The following is a 17,070-nucleotide window of genomic DNA, read 5'->3' as shown; positions in this document are numbered from 1 at the left end:
TAAGCCAGTTATGAGTAAGAAAGGAATTTTGATTGTTGTGTCCGGTTTCTCCGGTTCCGGAAAAGGAACTTTAATGAAGGAGCTGCTTAGGCGCCATGGGGAAAATTATGCCCTCTCTATCTCAGCAACAACCCGCAGGCCAAGAAAAGGGGAGGTCCACGGAAGAGAATATTTCTTTATGACAACGGAAGAATTTGAAAAAAAGATTGCGAAAGAAGAACTGATAGAGTATGCTAAGTATGTAGAAAATTACTATGGTACACCCCGTGACTATGTGGAAAAACAATTGGACGCGGGGCGGGATGTTATTCTGGAAATCGAGATTCAGGGAGCATTGAAGGTAAAGGAGGCTTTTCCGGAGACCCTGCTTTTATTTGTCACTCCACCTGATGCAGATGAGCTTAAAAAACGGCTTGTGGGCAGAGGCACGGAGACAATGGAAGTAATTGAGTGCCGGATGAAGCGTGCTGCACAAGAGGCCGCAGGAATGGACAAGTATGATTATCTTGTCGTGAATGATGAGCTTGGCCGCTGTGCGGAAGAGATGCACGCGATTATACAGGCGGAGCATTCCAGAAGCTTCCGCAATGTAGAATTTATACAGGGAATAAAAGAAGAATTGAACAGAAGTTTGAAAGGAGAATCATAAGATATGTTACATCCATCTTACACGGATTTGATGCAGGTCGTAAACCAGGATATTGAAGAGGGCGAGACAAAGATTGTAAACAGCCGTTACTCTATTGTGATGGCAACCTCCAAGCGGGCAAGACAGTTGATTGATGGAGAATTACCGCTGATACCTGCAAAGGAAGGCCAGAAGCCTCTTTCGACGGCGGTTCAAGAACTGAATGAAGGAAAGTTGAAAATTATCGCCGGAAACACAGAAGAATAGAGATAAAAAGAAGGCAGATGCACATAGGGTATCTGCCTTTCAAAATAGGAGGATTTAATGAAGATACTGTTTATTTCTCTTGGGTGCGACAAGAACCTGGTTGACAGTGAAGTGATGCTGGGGCTCCTGGCATCCAGAGGATATGAGATGACAGATGAAGAGACAAAAGCAGATATTATAGTGGTAAATACCTGTTGTTTCATCCGGGATGCAAAGGAGGAGAGCATTCAGAATATTCTGGAGATGGCGAGATATAAAAAAGAGGGGCACCTCAAGGCCCTCATTGTGACCGGGTGTATGGCCCAGCGCTACCGTCAGGAGGTTTTGGATGAGATTCCAGAGGTAGATGCGGTCCTTGGAACAGCTTCCTATGACAAGATTCTGGATGTCATAGACGAGGCACTTAAAGGTCATCATTCTGTCACCATGGAAGATATGAATGCCCTGCCGGAAGTTCCCACAAAACGTCTGGTGACTACAGGAGGGCACTTTGCTTACCTGAAGATTGCAGAAGGGTGTGATAAGCATTGTACCTACTGTATCATTCCGAAGATTCGGGGCAATTTTCGAAGCGTTCCCATGGAGGAACTTCTGGAGGAGGCAGGATACCTGGCAGAGCAGGGAGTAAGGGAATTAATCCTTGTTGCACAGGAGACCACTCTTTACGGGAAGGATATCTATGGAAAGAAGTCTCTGCATCTGCTTTTGAAAGAATTGTGTAAAATAAATTCCATCCGTTGGATCCGTGTGATGTACTGCTATCCGGAGGAAATTACTGATGAACTGATAGAGGTTATGAAAGAAGAAGAAAAAGTCTGCCATTACCTAGATCTGCCAATCCAGCATGCCAATGACACGATACTCAAAAGGATGGGAAGGCGGACGTCGAAGCAGGAACTGATTACTGTCATCGGTAAGCTTAGAAAAGAGATTCCTGACATCTGCCTTCGCACAACATTGATTACAGGCTTTCCCGGCGAGACAAATGAACAGCATGAAGAATTAATGGGATTTGTAGATGAAATGGAATTTGACAGGCTGGGGGTATTTATTTATTCACCGGAGGAAGATACACCTGCGGCTGCAATGCCGGATCAGATTGAAGAGGAGATAAAAGAGAAACGGCAGGCTGAATTGATGGGGCTCCAGCAAAACATTGCATTTGAAAAGGCAGAAAACATGATAGGGCAGGAAGTCCTTGTAATGATTGAAGGAAAAGTGGCAGATGAAAATGCTTACGTTGGCAGGACTTACAGGGATGCACCAAATGTGGACGGCCTGATTTTTGTCAATACGGAGGAAGAATTAAATTCAGGGGATTTTGCAAAAGTAAAAGTTTCCGGCGCAGCAGATTATGATTTGATAGGAGGTCTGATATAATGAATTTGCCAAACAAACTGACGATATTAAGAATTATTATGGTTCCAATTTTTGTGTTTTTTATGCTTACAGATGTGGGAGGAACAGCCAATAAGTGGATTGCACTGGTTCTATTTGTTGTGGCCAGCCTGACCGATTTACTGGATGGAAAAATTGCCAGAAAGTATAACCTGGTCACCAACTTTGGAAAGTTTATGGATCCTCTGGCGGATAAGCTGCTGGTATGTTCTGCTATGATCTGTCTGATAGAGATGGATAAACTGGCGGCATGGATTGTTATTGTGATTATCAGCAGGGAATTTATCATCAGCGGATTCCGTCTGGTGGCCTCTGACAGCGGGGTTGTGATTGCGGCAAGCTATTGGGGAAAGTTCAAGACCGTGTTTCAGATGGCAATGGTTATCGTACTGATTGCAGATTTGGGTGGTATTTTTGATGTAATTGGCTCCATATTTGTATGGATTGCGCTTGTACTGACTATTATATCTTTGATAGATTATGTGTGGAAGAACAGGCAGGTGCTGACACAGGGAGGAATGTAATGATGTATCCGGATCGGATGTGGCGGAAAACGAAGGACGATGGGATAGAGCTGGAGGAGTGTCTGGTGAATGAACTGACAAAACGGAAGCTTACTATAACAACGGCAGAATCCTGCACGGGAGGTATGATTGCGGGAACTCTGGTCAACGTTGCCGGGGCTTCAGACGTTTTAAGTGAAGGATATATCACCTATTCCAATGAGGCAAAGGAACGTCTGGTAGGTGTGGACCGCGAGACCTTGAAACGTTATGGTGCAGTCAGCGAACAGACAGCAAGAGAAATGGCAGCGGGGGCCGCAAAAGCGGCAGGCGCAGATGTGGCTTTGAGTGCCACCGGTATTGCAGGCCCCGGAGGCGGCACGGCAGAGAAGCCGGTGGGGCTGGTATATATAGGATGTTATATCTCTGGAAGGATTAATGTTGTAAAATGCCAGTTTAACGGGAGCCGCATGGAAAACAGAATTTCCACGGTAGAAGAGGCTTTAAAACTGGCACTGAAGGAAATAGAAGGTTTGTAAAAAGTAACGATTGACGAATGGCGGGAATTGTGGGAAAATGTCACTTGTACGGCGTTAAAAGTATAACAAGAACCACACATTGAAAGGAGTTTTAACATGATTTATTCACATGAAGTAGAGATGATGTGTCCGGTAGCACAGGGTGCAAATCACGGACCAGCTCCGATTCCGGAAGAAGCAAAATGGGTACAGGCAAAAGAAGTTAAAGATATTTCCGGTCTGACACACGGTGTAGGCTGGTGTGCACCGCAGCAGGGAGCCTGTAAGCTGACACTGAACGTAAAAGACGGAATTATTCAGGAGGCTTTAGTTGAGACAATCGGATGTTCAGGAATGACTCATTCTGCAGCTATGGCATCAGAAATACTTCCCGGAAAGACTATTTTAGAAGCACTGAATACAGACCTTGTCTGTGACGCTATTAACACAGCGATGAGAGAACTGTTCTTGCAGATTGTTTACGGAAGAACCCAGAGTGCATTTTCCGAAGATGGACTTCCAATCGGTGCAGGTCTGGAGGATTTGGGAAAAGGACTTCGTTCCCAGGTTGGTACAATGTATGGAACACTTGCAAAGGGTCCCCGTTACCTGGAGATGGCAGAAGGCTATGTGACAGGAATTGCATTGGATGCCAATGATGAGATTATTGGATATCAGTTTGTAAGTCTTGGAAAACTGACAGATTTCATCAAGGCAGGAGACACACCTAACGAAGCATGGGAAAAGGCACAGGGCCAGTACGGACGTGTTGACGAAGCTGTAAAGATTATCGACCCCCGCAAAGAATAGCAGGGAGACTATTGATATTACATAACAGGCAGCACAGAATAAATCAGGAGGACAATTAGATGGCTTTATTTGAATCATATGAAAGAAGAATTGATAAAATCAATGATGTATTAAACAGCTATGGCATTGCTTCTATCGAAGAGGCAGAAAAAATAACGAAAGATGCCGGGCTTGATGTATATAACCAGGTTAAGGGGATCCAGCCTATATGCTTTGAGAATGCCTGTTGGGCATATATTGTAGGTGCAGCTATTGCAATTAAAAAATCCTGCAGAACCGCGGCCGAGGCAGCAGCTGCAATCGGTGAGGGACTTCAGTCATTTTGTATCCCGGGCTCCGTTGCTGATCAGCGCAAGGTCGGGCTTGGACACGGGAACTTAGGAAAGATGCTTCTGGAAGAAGACACAGACTGTTTCGCATTTTTGGCAGGACACGAGTCCTTTGCAGCAGCAGAAGGCGCTATCGGTATTGCCGAGAAAGCAAACAAAGTACGTAAAAAACCTCTCCGTGTAATCTTGAATGGTCTTGGAAAAGATGCTGCAAAAATCATCTCCAGAATTAACGGATTTACATATGTACAGACAGAATATGACTACTACACAGGAGAACTGAAAGAAGTACAGAGGATTGCTTACTCTGAAGGACTCCGTGCAAAAGTAAACTGCTACGGTGCAAATGATGTGCGTGAAGGTGTTGCAATCATGCATAAAGAAGGCGTAGACGTATCCATTACAGGGAACTCTACAAATCCAACTCGTTTCCAGCATCCGGTGGCAGGCACATATAAGAAAGAATGTATCGAGCAGGACAAAAAGTATTTCTCCGTAGCATCCGGCGGCGGTACAGGACGTACACTTCACCCGGACAACATGGCAGCAGGCCCGGCTTCCTACGGTATGACAGATACAATGGGACGTATGCATTCTGACGCACAGTTTGCAGGATCATCCTCTGTACCGGCTCATGTAGAGATGATGGGACTGATCGGGGCAGGAAACAACCCGATGGTCGGAATGACGGTGGCTGTAGCTGTATCCGTTGAGGAAGCAGCAAAGGCTGGAAAGTTCTAAGAAATAAAAATATTCTAGCGTTTTTCTAAATAGGCAGGAACGGTTGAAGCATGAGAATGCGAGCTGCTTCTGCCTATATTTTATATTGTTCCCACCTCTTTGATTTCGATAAAAATTCAGAATAAGTATACCTTATTGAACATAAGGACAAGCTGATTGAAGGAGTGGATAGATTACCGGCTCAAATGATTGCTTATCAATTAGGCTGGATGCAATTGATTCTTAGCTGGGAAAATCAAGAAAGACAAGATGACACTGTTATAACTCCTGCCCCAAACTATAAATGGAATAACCTTGGTGGCTTATATAAGAGCTTTTATGCTCAGTATGAGGCATGCACTTTGGCGGAGCTATCTGCTATGTTTGCAGACACGGTACAGGAAATTCTCCGATTGATTGACGACTATACAGACATTGAGTTATTTCAGCCGGGAGGAAGAAAATGGGCATCGTCAACGCCAGCTAATTGGCCAATATGGAAATGGATTCATATAAATACTGTTGCACCATTCAAAACTTTCCAGACAAAAATACGAAAATGAAAAAAGCTGAATACGGCAGATAGGGTAAAAGATGCTGGATGTTAAATTTTATAATCAGATTGCAGACGATAAAATAAAATTTGCGGTGATTGCTGCTCAAAGTGAGGGTAAGTGGGTTTTCTGCAAGCATAAGGAAAGAACTACATATGAGTGCCCGGGCGGACACAGGGAGAAGGGTGAAACTATTTTTGATACTGCTAAGCGAGAGCTTTATGAAGAAACCGGAGCATTGGAGTATAGTATAAAGCCAATTTGCGCTTATTCAGTTACCGGGAAAAACAGAGTTAATGAAACAGGCGAGGAAACCTTTGGGATGCTATATTATGCGGATATAAAGAGATTTTCGCAAGAATTGTATAGAGAAATAGAGGAAGTATTTTTATTGGATACCCTTCCGGACAACTGGACTTATCCTGAAATCCAACCTAAGTTACTTGAGAAGGCTATCAAAGAAGTTTGAAAAATCTGGGCTTACAGTAATATATTGAAAGAAGGTGTATAAAATTGTTAAATGTATTATTAAACCGAAGAAGCGTCAGGCAGTATACAGGGGAGAAAATTTCCGTGGAAAAACTGGAGAAAATTTTACAGGCCGGGCTGCTGTCTCCGTCAGGAAGAAACCTGAAGCCATGGGAATTCGTGGTGGTACAAGAGAAAGAAACTTTGATGAAGCTTTCCCATTGCCGCGAGGGTGCTGCCAGGATGCTTGAAAATGCCGGATGCGCAATTTTAGTATTTGCTGATCCAGAGAAAACAGATGTCTGGACTGAGGATTGTTCTATTGCAATGAGCAATATGCATCTTATGGCTGACAGCTTGGGCCTGGGCAGCTGCTGGATTCAGGGAAGATGCCGAAAAGCCGAAGATGGAAGGACGACGGAGGAGGTCTGCCGGGAAATCCTCTCTGCTCCAGATAAATATGTATTGGAAGCGATATTATCAGTGGGCATATTAAAAGAACATCCGGCGGCTCATAAATTAGGGGATACAGAGATTGGCAAAGTGCATTACGAGAAGTTTTAACTATCTTGAACATAAATATCTTATATCAGAGTTGAAGGAAGGTGAACTTATCATTGACTATTCCAACTGAACATCATAGAGAGTTTTTGGAGTATGCTTCACAAAATTGATGAACTAGCGGCTTTTAATACTAATCCATATGTTTTCTCGCAATGCAGAAAACAACACCTGCGATACAAAGACCAAGCAATGTGTTATGCATGGAGCCAAATACATCCAGTCCGCCTCGGATTCCATTTAAAACTTCAAAGGAATCAAATGCTTCCGGCAAGAAAGAGCAGAGCAAAAAAGAAATATAAGATGCCACATACAAAAAGACAAAGGAAAACAAACCTCTTCCGGTATCTGCTTTATATATTTTTCTGCCGTCCCGGACCTTCACCTTGGTCAAAGACCACAGCAGCGAAATAAATTCAAAAATAAGGAAAACAGCGGCAACGGCAGCGTAGCCGGCCAGTGTATAATTTTCCCCTTCCAGAATGGTCAGAGGGTCACCGTAGGGAGCCGAACCGCGCCAAAAGTTAAGTGCAAGGACATACAGTGTTCCTGCCGTAATAAGGAATGACACAATTCTTATAACAGAGCGTGCGGCGCGGTAAATAGATTTAGTCCCATATCTGGCAGTTTTCTTTGCCGGAGAAAGAAAATTAGGTATACGGGACGCAGATTTTCTGCGGCGGCCTCCTGCCCGTGAGGAATTGCTGTAATCATCATCCCAATCATATTCGTCATCTGCATTATAGATATCCGCATCATAATCATGTAAGTCACAGTCATCTACACGGCTTTTCGGCGGAGTGTTCATGACAACGGTCTCGTCCGACAGGTCTTTTGCCGCAGGTTTCGTATCAAAACTATATGTAAAAGGGACTTCTTCTTCATAAGTCACCTCAAAATCATCATCAAAGGGTGTAGTGTTATTTGTATCTGGCATCGAACTCCTCCTCTTGTCTTTGCTGCATGTCATTGTATAACTTTTTCTATAGATACTCAAGGGTTGACATCGAAAATTCATAAAGTTCTAAGAAATATCCTGTTTTTTTTAGAAAGGTGGCAAAATAAAAAAGTTGTAATGCCGGAAGAACAGCGGACAATCTAGCACACCGGAATTGACGTTTTGTCTGAAATCCATTATGATAGACAAGATGAAACAAAATGAAGGAGCGGTATATGAATGTGTTAAATATAGAGCATATCAGCAAAATATACGGAGAAAAGGTTATTTTTGATGATGTGTCATGTGGAATCCAGGAAGGAGATAAGATTGGTGTCATTGGCATCAACGGAACCGGGAAGACTACAATGCTGAAGATTATAGCAGGTCTGGAGGAAGCAGACAGCGGGCAGATTGTAAAGCAGAATGGCCTGCGGATTGCATACCTTACTCAGAATCCAGATTTTCCTGAAGGTGCCACTGTGTTATCCTATGTTCTGGAAGGGATACCGGAGTCCGGCTGGACTGCGAAAAGTGAAGCAAAAAGCGCACTTACCAGACTGAACATCACAGACTATGATGAGCCGATTGCACACCTTTCCGGCGGGCAGCAAAAGAGAGTTGCCCTTGCAAAGGTGTTGGCAGCCCCCTCTGACGTTCTGCTTCTGGATGAGCCCACAAACCACCTGGATACGGAGATGATTGTATGGCTGGAGGATTATCTGCAGCGTTTTCGGGGTGTTATAATCATGGTGACACATGACAGATATTTTCTAGATAAGGTCACGAACAAGATTCTGGAAATCAGCCACGGACAGTTGTACAGTTACGAAGCAAATTACTCCGACTTTATGGAGATGAAGGCGCAGCGGGAGGAAATGGAAGTGGCTTCGGAGCGGAAACGTCAGAGTGTGCTGCGCATGGAACTGGAATGGGCCAAGCGCGGATGCCGTGCCCGGAGTACAAAACAAAAAGCAAGGCTGGAAAGACTGGAGGCCTTAAAAAACAGTGCGGGGCCGGCGGAAGAACAGTTGGTGGAGCTGGAGTCTGTTGGGACCAGAATGGGAAAGAAGACAGTAGAGCTGCACCATATCAGCAAGAGTTACGGGGACAGGAAACTGATAGAGGATTTCAGCTATATTTTCTTGAAAAACCAGAGGCTTGGAATCATCGGAGCTAACGGCTGCGGAAAATCTACCCTGCTGAAGATTATGGCAGGCCTGGAAGAGCCGGATAAGGGACAGGTGGATATCGGGGAGACTATTCAAATGGGGTATTTTGCCCAGGAAGTTCCTGATATGGATACCGAACAAAGGGTGATTGACTATGTAAAGGACATTGCAGAATATGTTTCTACAAAAGAAGGCAAAATTACAGCATCCCAGATGCTTGAACGCTTTCTTTTTACCCCGGACATGCAGTATGCTCCCGTCAGTAAGCTTTCAGGAGGCGAGAAGAAAAGACTCTATCTCCTCAGTATTCTTCAGTCAGCGCCTAACTTCCTTGTTTTGGATGAGGTGAGCAATGATATCGACATCCCAACTATGACGATTTTGGAAGATTATCTGATTTCTTTTCCAGGAATTGTTGTCACCGTGTCCCATGACAGATATTTTCTGGACAATGTGGCGGATAGGATTTTTGAATTTGACGGAAATGGACATCTCCAGCAGTATGAAGGCGGTTATACAGATTATCTGGAAGCGAAGGAAAGGATACTGTCCCTGCCGGCATTAAATGCAAAAGAGAAGCAGCTAGAGGAAAAGGATATTTCGTCAAAAGAAAGTCAGGGGAAAAAGTGGAAGCAAAATCACACTGCGAAAATAAAGTTTTCGTATAAAGAACAAAGAGAATATGAAACAATAGATGGGGATATAGAGACTTTGGAAGGCCAGATTGCAGGTCTGGAAGAAGATATTATGTCTAATGCAACAAATTCCGCCAAACTATCTGAACTGATAGAAAAAAAGCAGCAGAAGGAAAAAACTCTCAATGAGAAAATGGATCGGTGGGTTTATCTGAGTGATCTGGCTGAAAAGATAGAAGCGCAGAAGGCAGATGTATAAAGAACTTAAAAAGGAGACAAAGAAAGATGAAAAGACCTGTACTTGTAATTATGGCTGCCGGGATGGGGAGTCGTTACGGCGGTTTAAAGCAGATTGACCCGGTGGATGAAGAAGGTCATATTATTATGGATTTTTCTATATATGATGCCAGAAGGGCCGGATTTGAAAAAGTTATTTTTGTAATAAAAGAGGAAAATGCGGAAGAATTCAGTAAAAGCATCGGGGACAGAATCAGCCAGTTTATGGAGGTGGATTATGTTTGTCAAAAGCTGGACAATCTGCCCCGGGGCTTTCAGGTTCCTGCCGGCCGCATAAAACCTTTTGGAACCGGACATGCCGTTTTATGCTGTAAAGATGTGGTGGACGGGCCTTTTGTCGTGATTAATGCGGATGACTATTATGGAGTTTCGGCACTGCAGTCCATTTATCAGTACCTATCTGTGTTTGAGGACGATGACAAATATCGGTATGCTATGGTGGGCTACCGGCTGGTGAATACGCTTACGGAGAACGGCTATGTGTCAAGGGGCGTGTGTGAGACAGATGAAAAAGGATATCTGACCGGAATTACGGAGAGAACACATATTGAGAAAACCAGAGAAGGGGCTGCATATACAGAGGATGAGGGGAAGACCTGGACCGACATTGATGAGAATGGCATTGTTTCTATGAATATGTTTGGTTTTACTGAAAGTATGTTAAAAGAGCTGGAGGAGCGTTTCTCTGTATTTTTGGAAAATAACTTGAAGAAAGCCCCTTTAAGTTGTGAGTACTTCCTTCCGACGGTAGTAGGAGAGTTGATCCGGGAGAGGAAAGCATCTGTAAAGATACTGCAGTCCGAGGACAAATGGTATGGTATTACATATAAAGAGGATAAACAAAGTGTGGTGGAGGCTGTTGCAAAAATGAAGGAGCAGGGTGTCTACCCCATGCATTTATGGAAATAGATTCGAACAACTGACAGACACATATAAGATGATGTAGGGGTTAAAAAGGAGGAGACAAAGGTTATGGCAATTTTAGTAGCAGGCGGAGCCGGTTATATAGGCAGTCACACATGTGTGGAACTTTTGAAGAGAGGGTATGATACAGTTGTAATTGACAATCTGTATAATTCCAGCGAGAAGGCTCTGGAGAGAGTGGAGCAGATTACAGGAAAACCAGTGAAGTTTTATAAGGGAGATATTCTGAACAGGGAAGAGCTGGAGCCTATTTTTGAACAGGAAAATATTGAGGCGGTAATTAATTTTGCAGGGCTTAAGGCTGTAGGGGAATCTGTGACAAAGCCCTGGGAATATTATTATAATAATATTGCCGGAACGCTGGTTCTCTGCGATGTAATGCGCAAACACGGGTGTAAGAGTATGATATTCAGTTCTTCTGCAACCGTTTACGGAGATCCAGCAGAAATACCGATTACAGAGAAATGCCCGAAGGGGGAAATTACCAATCCTTATGGAAGAACCAAGGGGATGCTGGAGCAGATTTTAACAGACCTCCACACGGGAGATCCAAAATGGAATATTATGCTCCTCAGGTATTTCAATCCCATCGGTGCACATGAATCTGGGCTGATCGGGGAGGACCCTAAGGGAATTCCGAATAATCTTGTTCCTTATATTGCACAGGTGGCAGTGGGAAAACTGGACCGTCTCGGTGTTTTTGGAGATGATTATGATACGCCCGACGGTACGGGGGTAAGAGATTATATCCATGTTGTGGATCTGGCTGTGGGACATGTTAAGGCTATTGAGAAAATGAAGACAAATAAAGGTGTACATGTATACAATCTGGGAACCGGAGTGGGATACAGTGTGTTGGATGTTGTAAAAGCATATGAGAAGGCCTGCCAAAAAAGGATACCTTATGAGGTGAAGCCGCGCCGTGCGGGAGATATTGCCACCTGCTACTGTGATGCCTCCAAAGCAAAGGAAGAACTGGGCTGGACAGCCGAGAGAGGGCTTGAGAAGATGTGTGCCGATTCCTGGAAGTGGCAGTCCATGAACCCGGACGGGTACCGCAGCTAATTATTATTTATAAAAGAGATTTTAAGACCATGTACGGGAGAACGGATGTTTTCATATGTATGTGGTCTTTTTATTTATTGCTATAGAAAAATTGCTTGACAAAAAGGCAGTGACTTGGTATTATTAAAAAACAGAACGCACTCTGTTTTTAAGTTCTTATGTCGGATAAAGAAAGTGGGGAAGCATATGAGAAGACAGGTTTATTCATTGCTGGTCGACAACAATCCGGGTGTATTGAGCAGGATTGCAGGTCTTTTCAGCAGAAGAGGGTACAGTATTGACAGTATTACTGCAGGAATGACAGCAGATCCCAGATTTACCAGAATTACAGTTGTGGCTACGGGAGATGAACTGATTCTATCCCAGATTGAGAAGCAGGTTCGAAAACTGGAGGATGTGGTTGAAATCAAACTACTGAAGGAAGGAGAGTCTGTCTGCAGAGAGCTGATTATGGTAAAGATTCGTGCCAATGCTGCAGAGCGTGCGGAAGTGATCTCCATTGCCGATATATTCAGAGCAAAGATTGTGGATGTGGAAAAGGAATCCATGACAGCAGAACTCACCGGCAATCAGTCCAAATTGGATGCATTTTTGAATCTTCTGGACGGCTACGAGATACTGGAACTGGCAAGAACAGGAATCACAGGGCTGGCAAGAGGAAGCAAGGATGTCACTTTTATCGACTAAAAGGAGGTATTATATCGGAAAGCTAGAGGGCGAATTTCGAATGTTTTTAGGATTGCGGGAGCGCAAAGTGCGGAGCAATCCGTAGGTATCAGGGGGCAAAATACCTTTTGGCCCCTACATCATATATTATTTAATGTATCATTGGATAAAAGCAGTTCAATGAATACGGATTAGGAGGAATGACAAGATGGCAGCAAAAATTTATTATCAGGAAGATTGTAACCTCTCTGTATTGGAAGGCAAGACAATCGCGGTTATTGGTTACGGAAGCCAGGGGCATGCTCATGCACTAAATCTGAAAGAATCAGGCTGCAATGTAATTATCGGTCTGTATGAAGGCAGTAAATCATGGGCGAAGGCAGAGTCTCAGGGATTCGAAGTATTTACGGCAGCAGAAGCAGCAAAAAAGGCAGACATTATCATGATTTTGATCAACGATGAGAAACAGGCTGCAATGTACAAGAAAGACATTGAACCCAACCTGGAAGAAGGCAACATGCTTATGTTCGCACATGGATTTGCTATTCATTTCGGACAGATTGTACCGCCTTCCTACGTAGATGTTACAATGATTGCACCAAAAGGCCCCGGACATACAGTAAGAAGTGAGTATCAGGCGGGAAAGGGTGTTCCATGTTTGGTAGCTGTCGAGCAGGATGCATCCGGAAAAGCACTGGACCGTGCACTGGCATATTCACTTGGAATCGGCGGAGCAAGGGCAGGTGTTCTGGAGACTACATTCAGAACAGAGACAGAGACAGACCTCTTTGGTGAGCAGGCTGTACTTTGCGGAGGTGTCTGCGCATTGATGCAGGCAGGCTTTGAGACACTGGTGGAAGCAGGGTATGATCCGAGAAATGCATACTTTGAGTGCATCCATGAGATGAAGCTGATTGTAGACCTGATTTATCAGTCTGGGTTCTCAGGAATGAGATATTCGATTTCCAACACGGCAGAATATGGGGATTATATTACAGGATCTAAGATTATTACAGAAGATACAAAGAAAACAATGAAAGATATCCTGAAGAATATCCAAGACGGTTCCTTTGCAAAAGACTTCCTGCTTGATATGTCTGATGCAGGCGGCCAGGCTCACTTCAGAGCAATGAGAAAACGTGCAGCGGAGCATCCGGCAGAGAAGATTGGAGAGGAAGTAAGAAAGCTTTACAGCTGGAGTGATGAGGATAAGTTGATTAACAATTAAGCTTAAGAACTACAGAATTATAATCAGAGAGCTGCCGGGTTCGTGATTGAAGCACAAATCCGGCAGCCCTCTTCCGTCTCTTTAATGTTTTATCTTTATTCCCTTTTATAAAGGCGGTATTTGTAAAGGAAAATAAAAAAGGCATCCGCCTGACGGAAGAGGATGCCTTTTAATCTCTATATATTAAGCAAGTCCGTTTACTGCTTTTGATAAACGGGAAATCTTTCTTGCAACTGTGTTCTTGTGATAAACACCCTTGCTTCCTGCTGCCGAAATCTCTTTAATAGCACTTTTTAATGCTGTCTTTGCTGTCTCTGCATCACTTTGTGCCACTGCAGCTTCCACTTTCTTTACAGAAGTTTTAACTCTGGACTTGATTGCTTTGTTCCTTGCAGCCTTTGATTCATTTACCAAAATTCTTTTCTTAGCAGATTTAATGTTAGCCAATCTGTACACCTCCAAATATGTGAAATTTTAAAATCGTAAGTTTATAATCCCGTCGAAGTCGGACACGGACGCATCAACGGAACATACTTCTTCATTTTATGATAAGGAACAATGGTTGTCAATACATATTTCACAAAATATTGCGAAAACTAGTCATAGATGTGTAACAGTTCAGCCATCAGCTTAATTTCACTGTGTTTTATTTCGCTGTGGCAGAGCACCATATGAATTTTCAATAGCATGATGTAGGGGTCAAAAGGTCATGCTTTTTCATGCAAGCATGAAACGCATGACCTTTTGACCCTGGTATCATAGCATATGCATACGAAAGTAAACTCTCTCCTGCTTACACTGTTGAAAATTCGTATGGCTGAACTGTTACACAAATGTTTATAAAGGAAAAGCGAGGACTGGAGATGTTGGAAAAGTATAGTATTAGGACAGATTTGGCTCTGGAGGAAAAGGAACGGTTTGAAGCGGATAATGTGGAAGTGCAGGGTGTTGTTCTGGAGGAAGAGTACGATGAAGAAAAGGAAATCCGTATTTCCAGAGTGCGTATTGAAACAGAAAACGGAGCAAAAGTCATGGGGAAGCCTGTGGGAACTTATCTTACTTTGGAAGCTCCAAATCTGGCTGTCCCAGATGAAGGATATCACAGGGAGATATCTGAGAAGCTGTCTGGTTTCATCCGTGAATTAATTGAAGCAAAGGGAATACAGGAAAAGGATGATTTGTCGGTGCTGATTGTAGGACTGGGAAACAGGCAAGTTACACCGGATGCACTGGGGCCTTTTGTTGTTGACAATCTTTGTGTGACGAGGCATATTGTAAAGGAATATGGAAAATATGCCATGGGAATGGAGCATGCAAATATGGTGAGCGCTATTGTGCCCGGTGTTATGGGACAGACGGGAATGGAGACCGTAGAGATTGTCAAAGGAGTGATTGAAGAGACAAAGCCTGACATTGTAATTGCTGTTGATGCACTGGCTGCCAGAAACAGCAGAAGACTGAACAGGACTGTACAGATAGCTGACACAGGGATTAATCCGGGCTCAGGGGTCGGCAATCACAGAAATGGGCTTACGAAAGAATCTCTTGGAATCCCGGTCATAGCAATCGGTGTGCCTACCGTGGTGGATGCGGCAACTATTGTAAATGATACGATGGAAAATCTGATTCAGGCACTAGAAACCTCAGACATGCTCAAAGGGGTGGGGGATGTTCTGCGCACGTATAATGCAGCAGAAAAATATGAGTTGGTCAAGGAGCTAATTTCCCCTCATTTAAATGGAATGTTTATGACCCCGAAAGATGTGGATGAAATGGTGAAGCAGATCAGCTATACTATTTCCGAAGGGATGAACATGTTGTTCACCAACGCCAAGCAGGCATAAAGGACAGACAAGAATCATATAAATGGAGAAGAGCAGGGGCACTTTTATGCCCCTGAACATGTTCTTTTTGAAAGAAGGCGTTGTATGAAACAATCGGATTTTCCCCGCATGGCGGTATCTGTTCTTGGAATTCTGGCATGCATTGGTGTTATATACATAATCGGAAAAAGTATGGTGGGAGAATGGAAGTATGAGAGCAGGGAGACTCTCCAAAAATATACGGAAGAAATGTACATGCCAGGCCTGGCCTATATGAAAGAAGGTCCAAAGCCTACGGCGGCAGAGTGGATAAAGGAAAGAGCTTATTCCTGGCTTCCCCTGGTGAAGTATGTGGAGCAAAAAGAGCCATATGAATCTGTAATGGAAGATGAAGAAACTATTGCAAAGATATTGGCGGCTCAGGCAAATGATGAGAATATGGTCGATGAGAATGGAAATCTAGTGGGAGAAAGTACACCGGTACAGGAGGAGCCAGTCATACCCCAGGGGCAATCCTCCATTGACATGTCTATTGAAAAACTGAGAGATTTTAATTATCTTCTCACTAATTTTTACACGGTGGACAGTACAACGATGATCGGGCCGGAGCAGTTGAATGTAGATGACCTCCTTGGGAGAAATATGAAAATTGATAAAAGCACTAAAGGAGCCAAAGTCCTTATTTTTCATTCCCACTCCCAGGAAACATTTGTGGATTCTGTACCTGGGGATGCAAGTACCAGTATTGTTGGGGTAGGAGAGTATCTGACACAACTATTGAACCAAAAGGGAATTGAGACTATCCATGATACTGGAGTTTATGATATTATCAATGGGCAACTGGATAGAAGCAATGCATATGAAAATGCAGAGGCCTCTGTCCGTCCGGTGCTGGATGCCAATCCTACAATAGAAGTGGCCATAGATTTACACAGGGATGGTGTAAATCAGGACACCCATCTGGTGACAGAGGTAAATGGAAAACCTACGGCGCGGATTATGTACTTTAACGGGTTAAGCCGAACCAGGATGAATGGGGATATTGCATACCTGAACAATCCATATATACAGGATAATCTTGCATTTTCCCTGCAGATGGAGTTGGCATCTGAGAATAAATATCCGGGATTTGCACGGCGCATTTACCTTGCCGGATACAGATATAACCTGCACCTGTTGCCAAAGTCACTGCTGATTGAGGCCGGCGCCCAGACAAACACGGTGGGAGAAATGATGAATGCTATGGAAGTTCTTGCGGATGTACTTTCTAATGTAGTGACAGAATAGAGGCAGAAGTTCAGCTATATGAATTTTTGGCAGCATATGCATACGAAAGCAAAATTTCTCCTGCCAACATGGCTGAACAAGTACATGTTTGAAAAAAATAAAAGTTTGTGATAATATGAACAAAGACTTTTATTCCCGCGAGCAACGAGCCAAGTGGAAATGCTTGCATTTCCATTTGGCGACTGCCGCGAGGGTCAAATACCCCGCAGCTTGCTGCGCTGCAAGTTTGATGCCCCGTCAGCTTGCTGCGGGGTATTTGGCTCGAGAAATATCTGTGTGG

General features: G+C 43.7%; 19 protein-coding genes. 17 read left to right on the top strand and 2 right to left on the bottom strand.

All coding sequences use genetic code 11. The annotated features are described in order from the left end of the window. Positions 1–10: 10 nt before the first annotated feature. The 10 genes from gmk to EDD59_RS06485 all read left to right on the top strand — a co-directional run bounded on the left by gmk (position 11) and on the right by EDD59_RS06485 (position 6,759). Positions 11–649 carry a guanylate kinase gene (gmk, locus tag EDD59_RS06530; RefSeq protein WP_132380134.1) on the top strand — a complete coding sequence of 213 codons (639 nt, stop codon included), beginning with the start codon at positions 11–13 and terminating at the stop codon, positions 647–649. 3 nt (positions 650–652) lie between these two features. Next, positions 653–895 carry a DNA-directed RNA polymerase subunit omega gene (rpoZ, locus tag EDD59_RS06525; protein ID WP_132380131.1) on the top strand — a complete coding sequence of 81 codons (243 nt, stop codon included), beginning with the start codon at positions 653–655 and terminating at the stop codon, positions 893–895. Between the two features lie 57 nt (positions 896–952). Beyond that, positions 953–2,275, top strand: coding sequence for a 30S ribosomal protein S12 methylthiotransferase RimO (gene rimO, locus EDD59_RS06520; RefSeq protein ID WP_132380129.1), 1,323 nt, complete (start codon positions 953–955; stop codon positions 2,273–2,275). Next, the gene (gene pgsA, locus EDD59_RS06515; RefSeq protein ID WP_132380126.1) at positions 2,275–2,817 is read left to right on the top strand and encodes a CDP-diacylglycerol--glycerol-3-phosphate 3-phosphatidyltransferase; all 543 of its coding nucleotides are present in this window, start codon (positions 2,275–2,277) and stop codon (positions 2,815–2,817) included. The genes rimO and pgsA overlap by 1 nt, the downstream gene beginning before the upstream one ends. 2 nt (positions 2,818–2,819) lie before the next feature. Further along, positions 2,820–3,335: a CinA family protein gene (locus tag EDD59_RS06510; RefSeq protein ID WP_132380359.1), complete on the top strand. Its 516-nt coding sequence runs from the start codon at positions 2,820–2,822 to the stop codon at positions 3,333–3,335. Positions 3,336–3,431: 96 nt separating this feature from the next. Continuing rightward, entirely contained in the window at positions 3,432–4,124 is a 693-nt protein-coding gene (locus tag EDD59_RS06505; RefSeq protein ID WP_132380123.1) for an iron-sulfur cluster assembly scaffold protein, read from the top strand. A gap of 59 nt (positions 4,125–4,183) precedes the next feature. Beyond that, positions 4,184–5,194 carry a GGGtGRT protein gene (locus EDD59_RS06500; RefSeq protein WP_132380121.1) on the top strand — a complete coding sequence of 337 codons (1,011 nt, stop codon included), beginning with the start codon at positions 4,184–4,186 and terminating at the stop codon, positions 5,192–5,194. A gap of 134 nt (positions 5,195–5,328) precedes the next feature. Next, on the top strand, positions 5,329–5,736 hold the full coding sequence (locus tag EDD59_RS06495) for a ClbS/DfsB family four-helix bundle protein (protein ID WP_330571963.1): 408 nt from the start codon (positions 5,329–5,331) through the stop codon (positions 5,734–5,736). Between the two features lie 31 nt (positions 5,737–5,767). Continuing rightward, positions 5,768–6,196 carry an NUDIX hydrolase gene (locus tag EDD59_RS06490; RefSeq protein ID WP_132380116.1) on the top strand — a complete coding sequence of 143 codons (429 nt, stop codon included), beginning with the start codon at positions 5,768–5,770 and terminating at the stop codon, positions 6,194–6,196. A gap of 38 nt (positions 6,197–6,234) precedes the next feature. Further along, a complete protein-coding gene (locus EDD59_RS06485; protein ID WP_132380113.1) occupies positions 6,235–6,759 on the top strand; it encodes a nitroreductase family protein in 525 nt (174 codons plus the stop codon). A 130-nt stretch (positions 6,760–6,889) separates the two neighbouring features. Here EDD59_RS06485 and EDD59_RS06480 read toward each other — a convergent pair whose 3' ends face one another. Beyond that, positions 6,890–7,693, bottom strand: coding sequence for an ATP-dependent RNA helicase (locus EDD59_RS06480; RefSeq protein ID WP_132380111.1), 804 nt, complete (start codon positions 7,691–7,693; stop codon positions 6,890–6,892). 236 nt (positions 7,694–7,929) lie between these two features. Between EDD59_RS06480 and EDD59_RS06475 the strand changes: the two genes are divergently transcribed. The 5 genes from EDD59_RS06475 to ilvC all read left to right on the top strand — a co-directional run bounded on the left by EDD59_RS06475 (position 7,930) and on the right by ilvC (position 13,680). Then, entirely contained in the window at positions 7,930–9,759 is a 1,830-nt protein-coding gene (locus EDD59_RS06475) for an ABC-F family ATP-binding cassette domain-containing protein (RefSeq protein ID WP_132380108.1), read from the top strand. Positions 9,760–9,785: 26 nt separating this feature from the next. Next, entirely contained in the window at positions 9,786–10,706 is a 921-nt protein-coding gene (locus tag EDD59_RS06470) for a sugar phosphate nucleotidyltransferase (protein ID WP_132380106.1), read from the top strand. 63 nt (positions 10,707–10,769) lie between these two features. Further along, positions 10,770–11,786, top strand: coding sequence for a UDP-glucose 4-epimerase GalE (gene galE, locus EDD59_RS06465; protein ID WP_132380104.1), 1,017 nt, complete (start codon positions 10,770–10,772; stop codon positions 11,784–11,786). A gap of 186 nt (positions 11,787–11,972) precedes the next feature. Next, the gene (ilvN, locus tag EDD59_RS06460; protein WP_132380102.1) at positions 11,973–12,473 is read left to right on the top strand and encodes an acetolactate synthase small subunit; all 501 of its coding nucleotides are present in this window, start codon (positions 11,973–11,975) and stop codon (positions 12,471–12,473) included. A gap of 187 nt (positions 12,474–12,660) precedes the next feature. Then, positions 12,661–13,680, top strand: coding sequence for a ketol-acid reductoisomerase (gene ilvC, locus EDD59_RS06455; protein ID WP_132380100.1), 1,020 nt, complete (start codon positions 12,661–12,663; stop codon positions 13,678–13,680). 183 nt (positions 13,681–13,863) lie between these two features. On the opposite strand, the gene rpsT is transcribed toward ilvC, so the two are convergent. Further along, positions 13,864–14,127, bottom strand: coding sequence for a 30S ribosomal protein S20 (rpsT, locus tag EDD59_RS06450; protein WP_132380097.1), 264 nt, complete (start codon positions 14,125–14,127; stop codon positions 13,864–13,866). A 416-nt stretch (positions 14,128–14,543) separates the two neighbouring features. On the opposite strand from rpsT, the gene gpr reads away from it, so the two are divergent. Beyond that, complete coding sequence (gene gpr, locus EDD59_RS06445; protein WP_132380357.1) at positions 14,544–15,524, top strand: GPR endopeptidase; 981 nt, start codon at positions 14,544–14,546, stop codon at positions 15,522–15,524. A gap of 84 nt (positions 15,525–15,608) precedes the next feature. After that, positions 15,609–16,790: a stage II sporulation protein P gene (gene spoIIP, locus EDD59_RS06440; protein ID WP_132380095.1), complete on the top strand. Its 1,182-nt coding sequence runs from the start codon at positions 15,609–15,611 to the stop codon at positions 16,788–16,790. Positions 16,791–17,070: the final 280 nt, after the last annotated feature.

It is taken from the genome of Muricomes intestini, assembly GCF_004346165.1.
In the GTDB taxonomy this organism is placed as follows: domain Bacteria; phylum Bacillota; class Clostridia; order Lachnospirales; family Lachnospiraceae; genus Muricomes; species Muricomes intestini.
This window is presented reverse-complemented; position numbering and strand designations above follow the sequence as displayed.